The organism is Aeromonas sp. Lyrl_2 (assembly GCF_051948815.1).
GTDB classification, from domain to species: Bacteria; Pseudomonadota; Gammaproteobacteria; order Enterobacterales; family Aeromonadaceae; genus Aeromonas; species Aeromonas veronii.
The window spans coordinates 1-14,678 of record NZ_JAYJLJ010000020.1 but is presented as its reverse complement, the minus strand read 5'-3'; the positions used below and the strand labels follow the sequence as shown (position 1 = coordinate 14,678).

12 protein-coding genes and 1 tRNA gene are annotated in these 14,678 nt (G+C 60.7%); 3 read left to right on the top strand and 10 right to left on the bottom strand.

Annotated features, from left to right (window positions below; all coding sequences use genetic code 11):
• Positions 1 to 24 precede the first annotated feature (24 nt).
• Entirely contained in the window at positions 25 to 705 is a 681-nt protein-coding gene (locus VF684_RS16575; RefSeq protein WP_421326957.1) for an ABC transporter ATP-binding protein, read from the bottom strand.
• A gap of 197 nt (positions 706 to 902) precedes the next feature.
• Here VF684_RS16575 and VF684_RS16570 point away from each other — a divergent pair, with 197 nt between their 5' ends.
• Together VF684_RS16570 and nhaD are read left to right on the top strand one after the other, a co-directional pair.
• On the top strand, positions 903 to 1,370 hold the full coding sequence (locus tag VF684_RS16570; protein WP_005333716.1) for a DUF4357 domain-containing protein: 468 nt from the start codon (positions 903 to 905) through the stop codon (positions 1,368 to 1,370).
• Positions 1,371 to 1,477: 107 nt separating this feature from the next.
• Complete coding sequence (gene nhaD / locus VF684_RS16565) at positions 1,478 to 2,902, top strand: sodium:proton antiporter NhaD (protein WP_058060016.1); 1,425 nt, start codon at positions 1,478 to 1,480, stop codon at positions 2,900 to 2,902.
• Between the two features lie 75 nt (positions 2,903 to 2,977).
• On the opposite strand, the gene VF684_RS16560 is transcribed toward nhaD, so the two are convergent.
• From VF684_RS16560 to VF684_RS16525, 8 genes are all read right to left on the bottom strand, one after another.
• Positions 2,978 to 4,189: a Bcr/CflA family multidrug efflux MFS transporter gene (locus VF684_RS16560; RefSeq protein ID WP_076491839.1), complete on the bottom strand. Its 1,212-nt coding sequence runs from the start codon at positions 4,187 to 4,189 to the stop codon at positions 2,978 to 2,980.
• A gap of 70 nt (positions 4,190 to 4,259) precedes the next feature.
• Complete coding sequence (locus VF684_RS16555; protein WP_234924798.1) at positions 4,260 to 5,567, bottom strand: hypothetical protein; 1,308 nt, start codon at positions 5,565 to 5,567, stop codon at positions 4,260 to 4,262.
• A 157-nt stretch (positions 5,568 to 5,724) separates the two neighbouring features.
• A complete protein-coding gene (locus VF684_RS16550; RefSeq protein ID WP_201914450.1) occupies positions 5,725 to 6,285 on the bottom strand; it encodes a hypothetical protein in 561 nt (186 codons plus the stop codon).
• A 35-nt stretch (positions 6,286 to 6,320) separates the two neighbouring features.
• On the bottom strand, positions 6,321 to 7,745 hold the full coding sequence (locus tag VF684_RS16545) for an NAD(P)/FAD-dependent oxidoreductase (protein WP_201914447.1): 1,425 nt from the start codon (positions 7,743 to 7,745) through the stop codon (positions 6,321 to 6,323).
• A gap of 102 nt (positions 7,746 to 7,847) precedes the next feature.
• Positions 7,848 to 8,687, bottom strand: coding sequence for an FTR1 family iron permease (locus VF684_RS16540; RefSeq protein ID WP_139464024.1), 840 nt, complete (start codon positions 8,685 to 8,687; stop codon positions 7,848 to 7,850).
• Positions 8,687 to 11,680 (bottom strand): YncE family protein, encoded by a 2,994-nt coding sequence (locus VF684_RS16535; RefSeq protein WP_201914445.1) that lies wholly within the window; start codon positions 11,678 to 11,680, stop codon positions 8,687 to 8,689. Before VF684_RS16535 ends, VF684_RS16540 begins: the two co-directional genes overlap by 1 nt.
• Before the next feature lie 4 nt (positions 11,681 to 11,684).
• A complete protein-coding gene (locus tag VF684_RS16530) occupies positions 11,685 to 12,134 on the bottom strand; it encodes a hypothetical protein (RefSeq protein WP_127006609.1) in 450 nt (149 codons plus the stop codon).
• Positions 12,135 to 12,266: 132 nt separating this feature from the next.
• Positions 12,267 to 12,752, bottom strand: a complete 486-nt coding sequence (locus VF684_RS16525) for a YqhA family protein (RefSeq protein ID WP_033137299.1) — start codon at positions 12,750 to 12,752, stop codon at positions 12,267 to 12,269.
• A gap of 267 nt (positions 12,753 to 13,019) precedes the next feature.
• Here VF684_RS16525 and VF684_RS16520 point away from each other — a divergent pair, with 267 nt between their 5' ends.
• Complete coding sequence (locus tag VF684_RS16520) at positions 13,020 to 14,009, top strand: DUF2860 family protein (RefSeq protein WP_139440472.1); 990 nt, start codon at positions 13,020 to 13,022, stop codon at positions 14,007 to 14,009.
• 224 nt (positions 14,010 to 14,233) lie between these two features.
• Here the strand turns inward: VF684_RS16520 and VF684_RS16515 are convergent.
• A tRNA-Asn gene (locus VF684_RS16515) sits at positions 14,234 to 14,309 on the bottom strand.
• Between the last annotated feature and the right edge of the window lie 369 nt (positions 14,310 to 14,678).

Here is a 14,678-nt window from a genome sequence, read left to right as displayed (position 1 = left end):
GTCTCCGGCTGGCGCAGTCGCTGTTTAGTCATGGCGGGGCCCCTTGAGTTCGATAAGTTGCCCCCCTTCGAGGCGCAGCACCCTGTCGGCCAGCGCAGCATAGGCGGGGTTGTGGCTCACCAGCAGCAAGCCGGCGCCAGTGTCCCGCACTGCCGCTACCATCAACGCCATCACCTGTTCGGCATTGTGCTCATCGAGGCTGCCAGTGGGTTCGTCGGCGAGCAGCCAACCGGGTTGATGGATGAGGGCGCGGGCCAGCGCCACCCGCTGTCGCTGACCGCCGGAGAGTTGCTCCGGCCAGGCATGGCGCTTGTGGCTCATATCGAGCCGGTGCAGCAACTGGTCAATCTTTGTCTCATCCGGCGGCAGAGCGTTGATGGCGAGCGGCAGTGCCAGATTCTCGGCCACGTTGAGGGTCGGCAGCAGGTTGAAATCCTGATAGACGATACCGAAATGGCGACCACGCAGGCGCGCCCGCTCGTCGGGGGATCGGTTGTCGATCCGGGTCTCCCCCAGCCAGATCTCCCCTTCATCCGGTGCAATCAGCCCGGCGATCAGATTGAGCAGGGTGGACTTGCCACAGCCGCTTTGGCCCAGCAGCAGGGTGATCTCGCCAGCGGGGAGGGCGAGATCGAGATGGTGGAACAGCGGCAGTCGTTCACTGCCGTTATCGAAGCTCTTGCAGAGGTTGCGCAGGGTCAGCATGGGATAACCGTTTGATGGTCAATGGCTTTCATCATGCTTGGTACGCTAGCACGGCCAGCATTGATCAACACCCCTTACGGTTGATCAAGAGTGCCAGTTAGTGATCAAGGCGGCAAAAGAGCAGTGGATCCTCGCTGGATCCCGCTTGCCCGAGGTGGTTAGAATAGGGGCTTCCATGGGTCACAGGATGAGCAAGGATGTTACACAAGCAAGTCAGTTTTATCATCGATAGCAAGGGCAACAAGCAGGCTGCCGTCGTCCCCATCGAGATCTACAACGAGCTGATGACCCTGCAAAAGGCACTCTCCGACAACCGGCCGGGGGAGCGCGAGCTCTACCACTTCAACGGCAAAGGGGCCGAGGCCCACGGTTATCCGGTTGGCAAGCGGCAAAATCCCGGCTTTATGGTGCTGGCCGGTTCCACCGCCAATGGCGAGGATGCTGCCTCCCTGCGTGAAGCGGTGATCGAGCTGCGTCACGAACTGCTGGAGAAGGGGGTCATAGTGCCCCGCAGTCAGGGTGGCTTTGTCTTTACCGCCGATCAGCTGTTCAACAGCCCGAGTCTGGCCGCGAGCCTGGTAGCAGGCAACAACCGAAGCGGTCTGGATGCCTGGCAAAACAGCGCAGGCTATACCCTCAAGCAGTCGGGTTTTGGCAAGAAATAATCCCGCGTTTCGACAGCAAACCAATTAAGCGTTAATTGACCTGGATGAATTTTTCTTTTCATCCAGGTGCTAGCATCATTGCCAGATGGTTCTAAAAGGAAGAGACCATGTCTGCGCTCACCCCTGTTATTTTGCTGCTGTCCCTGTTTATCCCTCCCGCCCATGCCAGTAGTGGCCCTGTTCTGTTGACATCCTCCTCAATCGGACTTTTTTGTGTCGGATTGTTTGTGTTGGCCTACGCCCTGGTGATGGCTGAAGAGTATCTGCAACTGCGCAAGTCCAAACCCGTGCTGGTGGCCGCCGGGGTGATCTGGATCCTGATCGGTATCGCCTATGCACAACAGGGGATGAGCCCTGTCGCCGAGCAGGCATTTCGCCATACCCTGCTGGAATATGCCGAGCTGATGCTGTTCCTGCTGGTGGCGATGACCTATATCAACGCCATGGAGGACCGGCGGCTGTTCGATGCCCTGCGCGCCTGGCTGGTGCGATCCGGCTTTCACTTGCGCACCCTGTTCTGGTTGACCGGTGGGCTTGCTTTTTGTATCTCGCCAGTGGCAGACAACCTGACCACTGCGCTCTTGATGTGCGCCGTGGTGTTGAAGGTGGCCAACGGTGATCGGCGTTTTGTGAACCTAGCCTGCATCAACATAGTGATCGCCGCCAACGCCGGAGGGGCGTTCAGTCCCTTTGGCGATATCACAACCCTGATGGTGTGGCAGGCGGGCAAGGTGCAATTTGGCCAGTTCTTCACCCTGCTTATTCCCTCTCTGCTCAATTTTCTGGTGCCGGCCATCCTGATGAGCCTGATGGTGCCGCGTCATGTGCCGGAGGCTGATAACGAGGTGGTCGATCTCAAGCGGGGGGCCCGCCGCATCGTCGCGCTGTTCTTGCTAACCATCATCACGGCGGTGCTATGCCACAGTTTCCTCCACCTGCCACCCGTACTAGGCATGATGCTGGGGCTCGGTTATCTGCAGTTTTTCGGCTTCTATTTGCGCAAGTCGCTGCCACGATCCCTTGCCCGCAAGCGTGCGCTCTATGAACGCAATGGCGATGAGGTGCGGTTGCGCAGTCTGGGTTCTGTGGTGCCATTTGATGTGTTCAACAAGGTGGCCAAGGCGGAGTGGGATACCCTGCTCTTCTTCTACGGGGTGGTGATGTGTGTCGGTGGGCTGGGCTTTATGGGCTATCTGGAGCTGGTATCACACTGGCTGTATGACGCTGGGGATCCCACCATGGCCAATATCTTCATCGGGGTCTTGTCCTCCGTCATCGACAACATTCCCGTGATGTTTGCCGTGCTGTCGATGAACCCGGATATGGCGCTGGGACAGTGGCTGCTGGTGACCCTGACCGCCGGAGTGGGCGGCAGCCTGCTCTCCATCGGCTCTGCGGCCGGGGTGGCCCTGATGGGACAGGCCCACGGCATGTATACCTTTTTTGGCCACCTGAAGTGGCTGCCAGCTATCTTGCTCGGTTATCTGGTGAGCATAGGGGCGCACCTCTGGCTCAACAGTGCCCAGTTCTGAACGTCCGGCCGCCAGTACGAAAAGAGGCTTCCGTTGACGGAAGCCTCTTTCGTTTTTCTGACCGTGGGAGGGGGATCAATCGCCTCGCTTGCCGGTCAGCAGCCAGTAACTCAGGGTGGAGCCCACGCCGCAGCAGGCGATGGCGATGGCCATGGGCAGCGGCGAGTGGGGCGGATTGAGGTTGACCAGAATGCCGACCAGGGCGCCGATGCCAAAGCGCAGGGTGCCCGCCAGTGCCGATGCGGTGCCCGCAGATTGGGGGAAGTGGCCCATCAGGCCGGTCATGGCGTTGGCGCCCACCAGACTGATATGGCCGACAAACAGTACCACCGGAATGACGATGCCCCACAGACCGCCGGTCTGGCTCCAGGCGTTGTAGACCAGCAGGGCGCCCGCGCAGGGCAGCACCAGCAGGCCGTATTGCAGCATCCGCTCGGCACCCACCCCTTTCACCAGTCGGCTATTGACGAAGGTGACCACCATCATCAGCAGGATATTGAGGCCAAACAGCCAGCCGTAGTGCTCGGTCGGCACCTTGAAATACTCGATATAGACGTAAGGGGAGCCGCTTAAGAAGGCGAACATGCCGGAGCTGGAGAGGGAGCCGCACAGCACATAGCCCATGGCGCCGCGATGGGAGAGCACCCCCCAGTAGTTCTTGAGGATCTGGCCGATCTTGAGCGGCTGACGGTGCTCCGGTTTCAGGGTCTCCTGAATTTTCCACTGCATCACCAGACAGATCAGCAGGCTGATCCCCACCAGCAGCCAGAAGATCACCCGCCAGTCGGCGTGGGCACTGATATAGCCGCCCACCACAGGCGCCACCAGCGGCGCCAGGGTCATCACCAGAATGACGAACGACATGGCGCGAGAAAACGCATCCTTCTCGAACAGATCGCGCAGCAGGGCATTGACCACCACAGAGCCGGCCGCGCCGCCCGCCGCTTGCAACATCCGATAGGCCAGCAATTCGGGCAGGGAGTCCGCCATGGCGCAGCCCACCGAGGCGATGGCAAACATCACCAGCCCCGCCAGGATCACCGGCTTGCGGCCATAGCTGTCGGCCAGCGGGCCGTAGAAGAGCTGGCCGATGGCAAAGCCGCCCAGAAAAGCGCTGATGGTGAGCTGAGCACCGTCGATGCTGGTGGCCAGATCCCGGGCGATGGCCGGAATGGCGGGCAGATACATATCCACCGCCAGCGGGGTCAGACCCGCCAGAGCGCCGAGCAGGATAAACAGGAAACGGGGGGAGAGGGCGGCAGCCTGAGCTGTTGGCGATTGGGGCATAGGGTGTCCAGTTGATGCGAAACGTCGGGTTGAAAAGCGCGAAAAAAGCAGTCTATCAGTTTTGTCGCGGCTATGGATCCGGTATGGCGAGCCAGAGGCCGGGCTCGGCGGCAAAGCGCGGGGCAAACCAGTGCTGGCGCACTGCAGTGGGCATCTCGCTCGCAGCGATGGGGCGGCGACTGAGGCGGCAGGCACCTTGTTTGAGTGCGAGGCTTGCATCTCCCTTGTACCAGCCATCGGTGACTGCCAAGGCCGTGGTCTCCCGCAGCAGCCGCACCCCCCACTGGGTCACCAGCGCAGGGCATGCTGTTTCTGCCAGCCTTGCTGCCTGAACCATGGCGGGCGGACGGGGCAGGGTGAAGGTCACGCCGATCAGCAGCAATCCGGCCACCGCGACCACCCCCTCGCCACGGCGTGGCAGCCAGCCAGCCAGCAGCACAATACCGAGCAGGGTGATGGGGGCCAGATGGCGGGGATTGTCCGGGTTCTGGCCAAACAGGGTCCAGAGCAGCAGGGCGAGCCAGTAGAGTGTCCAGAGTGGGGAGAGGACTGCAGGGTGGTTTTTTGCTCTTTGCCAAAGCGGCAGTACCAGCAGCGCCCCAACAGCCAAGGGCCAGAGCGGGGTCAGCTGCTCATGGAAAGTGCCCGCCCAGCTTAGCAGCCGGTCGCCGTGGGCTGACGCCGTGTTGCCCCACAGGGTAAAGTGACCGTCGGTAAAGCGCCGCCCCTCGCTGAAGTAGGCCCAGCCATCGGCCTGCCAGACAAACAGCAGGCAGGCTAGCCCCACCAGCACGATGGGGAGCACCAACCTGACGCGGTTACCCTGCTGTGCCAGCCCGAGCCACAGGGGCAGCAGCGCCAGCACAAAATAGGAGGGGCGCAGGGCCAGCATAAGGCCCAACAACAGGCCTGCCAGTGCGAATCTGCGCTGCTGCAAGGTCAGCAGCGTCCCGAGCCAGGCGGCGAGCGCCGGCCCATCCGAGAGGCCGGAGAGCGCCAGGGTCGGGATGAGCGGTAGGGCCAGCACCAGCAGCCAGACGGGGGCGAGCAGGTTTGGCCGTTGCCACAATCTCACCGCCAGCATAGCGGCGAGCGGTGCCAGCAGGGCTGTGCCCAGCAGGCTTGCCCACTGCACCGCGCGGGCCGGATCGTCCACCAGCAGATTGAGCAGCCGCGCCAGCCAGATAAAGGCGGGGTAACCCGGAAAGTGGGGGGAGAACTCCAGCACGCTAAAGCGCGTCACCCCGTGGGCGAAATTGAGGGCATCGTCTGAATCGAGCGCCACCGGGAAGGCCAGCAGCCAGCTTAGCCAGGCCAGTTGCAGCAGAATGAGCAGCCAAATGGTGGTGGAGCAGGGGGAAGGCCAACGCCGGGCCATTACCTTACCCCTCATCCCCAGCCCTTCTCCCGCAAGGGGAGAAGGGGGCAAAGCGGCGTCCGGGTGCATTTATCGGCAGGCCGTGCGTAGGGTGAGTAGAGCGCGCAAAACCCACCGCTTGTCACAGTGAGATGGCAAAATGCTTGGCGGGTAGCCATCAAAGCGGCGCCAGCACGGCCATCAGCGCTTTTTCGGCATCGCTAAAGGCGGCGGCGTCGGCGGGCTTGGCACCTACCCCGAATACCCCCGGGTTGCCGATGGCATCCAGCACCCTGGCCAGAGCCTGTTCGGCTGCCTTGCGATCCCCTTCACTGAGGGAGGGGAGGATCAAGTCGAGGAAGCGCTTGCTCTTGACCACCAGCACCTTGGCAGTCTGGTAGTCGCCAAGATTCTGGCTGGCCCCTTCGAGGCGGCGCTCGATCTCCGCCTTGTAGGCGCGATTGAGCAGGGCCGCGGTAGCCGCGGCGTCTTTGGCCTTGATGGCGGCGGCCAGTGGCGCTTGCAATTCCACCTTGTGGTGCTGTTCCAGATAGGTCAGCTCGTCGGCAATTTCGCTCAAGGTGGCGCTGGCATCCTTGCCGTCAGTGGCGGCGCCCAGCAGCGCTTCGCGGGCGTCGATCAGAGGCTCCTTGCCGGCTGCGGCGTAGGAGTAGGCCTGCGCCTGCCCGCAGAGGGTCAGTAGCAGGGTGAGGGCGAGTAAACCCGGGCGGATGGTCATCCTGTTCTCCTTACTTAATGCCAAGAGGTTGGCACTCAGGCCACGCTCTGGGTTTCAATCACGGTATTTTCGTTGCGATGGTTGAAGATGGCGTGACGTCTGTCCACCCCGTCGATCACCATGTCAGCGGCCATCATCCCCATCTCCATGGCGGTGTCGGTGAAGATGTAGCGGAATGTCCCCTGACGGCCGGTCATGATGAGGTTGGTGATGGGCATCAGCGCCTTGATGGCTTCGTTGCGGCGTGCCTGATAGCCGAGATCCATCAGTGGATAGGCGTATTCGCTGCGGGCTTCGAAGGTCTCATCGCCAAGCTTCTGGGTATCGACGCCGAGGCTCGCCAGATCGGCGGTAACCCGACCGCGCAGATCAGAGAGCGGAGCCTGCCAGGTGGCATCTCCCGGATTGCAGGGGATCTCCAGCATCACCGAGGTCTGGCCCTGAGGCGCCATAAAGGGGCTGCGGCGGCGCGGCTCCTGCAGACGGGTGGCCAGAATATGGGGGTCGGAGAGGTACTGCCAGGTGTTGTCCGACAGGTTCTCCTGTTTGAGCGGCATATTGACGAAGCGAAGCGACCGGTATTGGAGATCGCACGGCAAGCCCAGATGCTGGCAGGTGAGTGGCAGCGGCAGGGTAGAGATCACCTGATCAAAGTGCTCGCTCTGCTCAACGTCATCTTGTTTCCAATAAACCCGTTCGATGCGGCCATCGGCCTGCTCAAGGCGGGTGATGGTGGCGCCGGTTTTGAGCTCAACGCCCTCTGCCACCAGTCGCTCCCCGAGAGTGGTGAAGATCTGGCCGAAGCCATATTTGGGGTAGCGGTATTTGCGGGCATAGGTGCGCACCGAGATACTGCCGTTGCGTCTTGGCAGCAGGCGGCGCGCCACGTCTTTCAAATCGATGAGGCTGATGCGCTGGCCGGCCCAGTCGGCGGAGAGCTTGTCCGGATTGATGCCCCACAGCTTAGCCGTGTAGCCCTCGAAGAACTGGCGGTAGAGGGTGCGGCCAAAGTGACTCTGGATCCACTCGGCAAAGCTCGCCTTGGCGAAATCGGTGGGCTTCTTGGCAAAAGGCAACAGCAGCAAGTCTTTTACCGCCCCGGCCATCAGGGCGAGCGGCGCCGTCTTGAGCAGGTTGGGCAGGTTCAGGGGGTAGTCATAGGTGCGCCCGCCAAAGCGGATCACGCTCTTGCGCTCGGCGTGGAGCAGGTCATCCCCCATCAGCTCGTCGATAAAGGCGAGCAGCTCGGGGTTCTTGGTGATAAAGCGGTGCCCGCCGTAGTCAAAGCTATACTCCCCATCGCGCCCCTTGAAGGTCTGGGTGGCACACATGCCGCCGACTACCGGCTCCTGCTCGAACAGGGTGACTGCAAAACCGGCGCGGCGCAGGCGCCAGGCAGCCATCAAACCGGCTGGGCCGGCACCCAGCACTGCAATGTGCTTCTTGTTGTTATCACTCATGACGTTTTCCGAAACTGCTTGATAGATAAGGGAACCGCGCCAGGGCGCGGCTCCCGAATGGTGTTGTTACCCCGTAGCCTTGCTACCACAGGGCGTGTTGGCTCAGCCCTTGCCAGTCGCGGCACTTACCTGCGGGCGATAGCTGCGCTGCCAGAGGGTAACGAAGATCGCCAGATAGAGGGCCCAGGTCAGCAGCTGCAAGCCAGCGGGTGAGGCATTGTAGCCAAACAGGGCGCGCAGGAAGGTACCAAATACCCCCTGATCGTCGAGAATGTGGCTGATGTCGAACACCGGCGTGGTCCAGAAGGTGATGATGTCTGCCGCCTGCAACATGTTGACGGCGGACGAGAGCAAGCCTGCGGCGATGATGATGATAAGCAGGCCGGTCCAGCGGAAGAAGGGGGCCAGCGCCACCTTGCGGGTGGAGCGCAGCAGCCCCCACACCAGCGCGATGGAGACCAGCAGCCCAGCCAGCGCGCCCATCAGGCCGGATTGCAGATCGACCCCTTGCCCGGAGTAGAGCAGGGCGGAGAAGAAGAGCACGGTTTCAAACCCTTCGCGCATCACCGCCAGAAAGGCGAGCAGCACCAGACCAAACAGGTTGCCGCCATCGATGGCCGCATCGATACGCGCCGTCATGGCCCCCACCTGGGATTTGGCCTGCTTTTGCATCCAGATCGCCATATAGGTGAGCACCAAGGTGGCAAAGATGAGGATCCCCGCCATCAAGAGGTGGTTGTAGCGCTCGCTCTCGAACTGGCTCACCACCACCTGGAACAGGAAGGCGACGATCAGGGAGGCGACAAGGCCGAGCCCCACCCCCAGATAGATGAACTTGTTGTAGCGGCTCGCCCCCAGCTTGGCGAGGTAGGAGAGGCAGATGCCGACCAGCAGGAAGGCTTCCAGCCCCTCGCGCAGGGTAATCAGAAAACTTGCAAACATCAGGATTGAGGCTCCGTAGCGGGCGTGACGGGGAGAGGCTGCAGGGTAAGTTGCAACCGATTGAGTTGCACTATGGGTGGCTCCGGCAAGCTGGGCTCGGCGGCGCGCACCGCATCATTGACCCACTTGGGGTAGGTGCGGAAATTGAGTTTGATATCGGCCTTGAAGGGCCCTTGGGCATCTGCGGGCAGCGGCCAGGCTTCATCGCGCCAGCCATCGGCCGGAATGCGGGTATCTTCCAAGAGCTTGGCGTAGCGCCAGAACTTGAGCCCCACCGGCTTGCCCTCGGCATCGCCGAACACTTTTCTGAACAGCCGCGCATCTTCAGGGACAGCGCCATCCACCGGCTGGCCGCTGGCAAGAACCACCTTGCCGCTGGCGTCGGTGACGGTCAGCTCCAGCCAGAGTTCACGAAAATCAGCTACGCCAGTGGGCAGAGCATGGCCCGCGCCAGTATTGGCGACCCGCACCACCAGTTGCTGACTATCGGCCGCCTGTTCGATACGGGCGGAGAGGGTAGCGCTGGAGCGCAAGAGCGCCAGGCTCTCCTGTTCAAGGTCGGGGTTGCGCAGCCCCACCAGCTGGTGCTGGGCGCCGGTAAAGTTGTGGCGATAGAGCCGGGCTTTCATGGTGCCGTTTTCGGTGGACTGGCCCGCCACCGGCGCGCCGCCATTGCCCGGCTCCGGGTTCATGTGGCAGTCGATGCAGGTGCGCCGTTTGGCAGGATCCTCGGCCTTGGCGAAGCTAGATTTTTCCCACTCGTCCCAGGTGTTGACGATGTTGGCGCCGGTGCCCGGGGCAAACTCGTTGTGGCACGACTTGCACAGAGCCGCATCGCGGTAGAAATCCTTCTGATAGGAGGCTTTGTGGGCCGCCGGACGGGCGTTGATCTGCCGCTCGGCCAGCCAGTGCTGGAGGCTGCCGCCCGCGGCATCCTCGAACACATAGCTCTCGCGGTCTTTCAAATTCACGGTAAAGGCGCTGTTGCCGCCCGCATCTTCTACCTTGGTGATGCGATGGCAGAGCACGCAGCCGGTCCCTTCCTCCACCACAGGTTCGCCCGCTTTGTGGGCGGCAATCAGCGAGGCGCCACCCTGCTCGAACATGTGTGAGCCCTTGGGCAGATCCAGCTGGCCTGTCATCACCTGCTGGGGCATGTGGCAGCCTTGACACCACTGACCGAACGCTTCCCCTTCGGTTTCGCGGGCCAGAGCTTGCACCACCTTGTAGTAGGGGTGGGAGTTGCCCATCAGTCGGTGGTTGCTCTCGCTCCAATCCTTGAACGACTGTTGGTGGCAGTTCTGGCAGGAGGCGGAGTTGAGCCACTCTTTCGGGTGAGTGGTCGGCGCCTTGGCGGGATCTGTGCGCGGGGCATCGAGCCGCAGCCAGTTGGCAAGATAGGGGAGGTTGCCATCGGCGGTGACGAAGGTGTGCAGATCTTCCATCATCGCTTTCACTTCCGGCTGGGGCTTCGCGGGGTCAACTGCCTCGGCCCCATCGCGGGTGTCGTGCCCCATGCCGCCTTGGGTCTGCTGGGTCATGCGCAGGTATTCGCCGACAAAATCCCCCGCCACCATGTTGGTGAGGTTGGCGTGGCCGTTGATGGCGTTGTCGCCGCTCTTTTGGCGATGGGCCGCCATCAGATAGCGGTTGGTGAAGTTGAACCCGTCCAGATGGCAGGAGTTGCAGCTCATCCAGTTGTCTCCCGCCATGGGGAAGCGTGAGTTGGACGCTGTGTTACCAAGGTTGAATAGCCGCTCGCCGCGCTGAAGCGGCTCGGGGCGCAGATCCGTCTCTACCAGCTTGGCGAAGTGGGGCACATCGACGGTGACCCGGGCGAAGGGGCCGCTGCCGCCGCTATTGAGGCGGGTAAGATCCTGCCCCATGGCGTTGTGCACCAGAATGTGGTCGCCGTCTACAAACAAGTCCCGCGGATTCTGGCCCGGCAGGTGACGCAAGAGCTGGGTCGCCTTGGCGCCCCCCTGAAACTTCTTGCGGCGGTGGCGGTTGTTGTTGTTGGACTTGCCGCTGCGGGAGAGGTCGAACACCAGCAGATCTTCCGAGCCTGCCAGGGTCAGATAGACCCGCTTGCCGTCGGCGGCGAAGCGCGCGGCGAAGGGGTTGGAGACGATTTGGCTGCGGTTGCCGACGCTTGGCAGATTGATCTGCAAAAAGAGCTGTTTTCTTTCATCGACCCGCTCTTTCTCCTCATCGAGATCGATGATGGAGACCGCAGGAAAGACAGTGCTCTGAAACTGGAAGGGGTGATCGAAGCTCCACAGCACATGGGGCAACCAGGCTTCGCTGCCATCGGGGGAGAGGGCGATGCCATCCAGCAGGCGTGGCAATCCCTGCGAGTCGCTCGGCGTGTCGCTGTGGGTCTTGGCCAGGGTGATGAGCTTGGGCTTGGGAAGCGAAGAGCCCTTGGCGCTATTGCCGAGTTTGGCGAGATCATAGATGGCGAGCTGGCCTGTCATGGCGTGGGTGAGCAGCAGGCGATCGTTGTCGGTCAGGGCCACTCCGCGCGGGGTCTCGGCGGTTTTTGCATCCAGCTGGAGGTTGCCCGCGGTGTCGTAGGCTTGTAGACGAGCCGATTCGAACAGCGTCACCCAGAACCACTGCCGTTTGGCATCGAAGATGACCCCATAAGGGCGATTACCAGTGGGGATAGCCTTTTCCAGAGCGAGATCATCATCCAGCAGCAGCAGGCGAGCGCCGCTGTAGTCGGTGACCAGCAGGGTGCCGTCATCGGCGCGGGCAAGCTGGCGCAGATCGCCCCCCAACTGCACCTCTTTGAGCCGCTTGCCGCTATCGCGCTCAAGCAGGGTGACGGAGCCTGCGTTTAGGTTGGCGGTGACGAGGCGCGGGGCGCTCCCCGCTTCATAGGCGAGCATCCCGGCGCCCATCTGCTGGGCAAACGCAAAGGAGGTTGCCAGCAGCAGGACGAGGGCCAGCAGGGGTGACAAATATGCAGAGAATAATGACTTCAACATGGGATCAGGTGCGCCATTTCAAGATGGTCCAGCGCCAGGCGTGGCGCAGCACCAGAGGAGTTAACGCCAACGCGCTCAGCCAGTGGGCCCAGCTGGCGAGGCTGCCCATGGCATCGCCCGGGGTGCCGTGCAGCACCAACAGCAGGCCGCTGGCCAGACAGACCAGCAGCAAGGCCTCGATGGTGCGACCTGTGATACGCAAAAAGGGTTTGTTGCTACGGTTCAGCAATGCGCGGTGGGAGAGCCAGAAGGCGCCAAACAGCAGCGGAAACAGGGTGAGCGAGAGCATCACGTGCAAAAACAGATTCCAGCGTGCCAGCGACCAGAGCGGGGTCAGCGGCTCCCACAGCAGCAGGCCGGAGAAGAACATCAGGTAGAGGCTGCCCTCGGCGGCCTGATGGTGGTAAGCCAGCCACTGCCAGAATTGTCGGGGTGAAATGGAAAGGGTTGTCATAAAGGCTCCAGCACCCGGGCGGGGCAGCCCGGGGGGAGCAAGTCTATAACGCAGTAAGAGTAATGAAAAGTGTTATCAATTGTATTGCTGGTGAATCAAGGCTGAACAAGCACAGTGATCAAGCTCGACTATTTATTTATGCTCCGCCATCCGCTCGGTCACCGCATAGATGAGCGCGGCCAGCGAGAAGGCGAGAAACACCACCACGGACCACTTCATATCGACTTCGTTGATGATGCCATCTTCGAGGAAGGCTTTGAGTACCTCGACCCCGGCGATGGTCACCAACGAGTTGATGACGATGAGCTTGAGGGAGGCAAAGTTGATCTTGCTGAGCCAGTTGCTGCTAAGGGAGGCGCGCTGTTCTTCCGTCTGGATAAATTGCACATAGCCGCAGATTGCCACCAGGATCAGCATCTGGGCCACCAGTATAAAGTCCACCAGGGTCAGCACGCCGGTAATAAGATCCAAATAGGGGATCTCGAGGATGTTTACAGAAAGCTGATAGAGCTGCATGGCAAATTTCACCATCAGCAATACCACGCAGATGAGAATGCCAATGTAGAAGGGGAACATCATCAATCTGCTGCCATTGAGCATGAAATTGAATCGACGCATGAGTACTCCGATGTTGAAAAAGAGTGAATATGGCGCGAGCAGCCCGCAGTGTTGTACGACCGTGGGGACTCATTATGCCGGGTCGCCCTCTGCTTGCGCCTATAAAAAATAAAAAGCCATCATAAAAAATAAAACCGTAGCCCGCTGTCTTATTTGTGATTTTTCCCTGCCGTAACATGCCGCTTCTCAATTCAGGGGGGGCGACTGTCTCCCTCCTATTTATCAGGCTCGGCCCACCGAGAGTGGCCGCTTGCCAGGAGTGTTGCGATGCGTATTGGTCTGCTGTTGAGTATGGGGATGCTGGTTGCAAGCGGGGTTCAGGCACAAGAGCTGGGAGCCATTCCCGGGGAATCTGGTTTTTCCGGCAGTGTGCTGGCGGGGGCCAGCGTTGGCGAGACCAAGTCCAATTTTGCCACGGGGAATGCAGGTAGCGAGCGTATTGACGCTTTGGGGGCTGCGGCGCAGCAGCGCCACCTTGATCCGGTGATCAACGGGGATCTTCGCTACACCTTTGCCTCCACCGGTAGCCAGCTGTTCCTGGGCAACCTCATTCAGGATGCCATTCGTGGCGACGGTACCCAGCAGTTCGGGCTGCGCCAGCAACTGGGGGACAAGGGGATCGTGGCCGGTTCGCTGGTGTTCAATGCCACCCCGGTCAAGGTGTGGCGCGATCCCTTTGCTGTGGGTGTGGCACGTCAGGAACGTGATGTGCGATCCCACGGCGCCCGTTTGGCGTGGGACAACATCTGGGGCAGCGCGTTCAGTGGCAGCGTCACCAGCCGCGACGTCAAGGTGGATGGGGAGTCCAGCGGCGAGCAATATGGCCGCGCGGTGATGGGGATGCTGGATCGCAATGGCTGGGTCAACTCCGCCGAGCTCTCCTACCAGTTCCGGCTAACAGACGATCAGTTCCTCGAGCCAGCATTGCGCTATGAGAAGGCTGGTCTGGCGGGCAGTGCAGAGTCTTATGTGAGCAAGGGGTTGCAGCTCACCTACGCCAAAACCTCGCCCCGCTGGTCATTTGTCAGCAACCTCTATCTGGGTAAGCGCGACTATGACGAGGCCAACCCGCTGTTTGGCCAGCGTGCCGACAGCCGCGACATGGCCATCGATGCCACCCTCTTCTGGCACCAGCTGTTTGGCATTGCGCCGCTCTCTGCACTCCTGAGCGCCAGCTACGCCACGGCAAACTCCGGGATCGACTTTTACGATATTCGCGCCACCAGCATCACCACGGGCCTGCTCTACCGTTTCTGATCCCGGCATCCGGCGGTGAGATGAGGTGCATACAAAGGGGCTGGTCAATCCAGCTCTTTGTTTATGGGATGGCGCTCAATAGACAATTCAAGCTGTATGCAGGTTGGTCATCACATGCAGACAAGAGACGTTATGACATAGGGCATTTGAAGGGGGCGTGTGGCAGGGAAGGGAACAAGCAGCAGATACGAAAAAGCCCAGCCAAAAGGCTGGGCTTTAGAATTTGGCTCCCTCGACAGGACTTGAACCTGTGACATACGGATTAACAGTCCGCCGTTCTACCGACTGAACTACGAGGGAATTGGCTCCTCCTACTGGACTCCATTCATTTATCAACGGATTGGGATAACCGCCGAGCCGTCGTGTCCGTCGCGACTTTTAGCCATTTATGATCCCACTTGAGCGAGCTTGATGATAAGCCCCAAACGTTTCCCATGTGATATTGATCAGATGTCTTATGGTTTGCGCTTGCCCAAATGATGAACTGCGTTAGTCTGTCGTGCATCATCTGTAAAAAGGATAATAAAATGAATGTCATACAGCAGCAGTCTGTCGCACTTCTTGAAAACGTGGCTCGCTGGGCTGAGGTCACTCGTCGAGCGAAATCTCGCTATCAGGCCGAGCTGGCACCAGATTTCAGCCTGATAGACTGGCTAAAGAATGATGAAC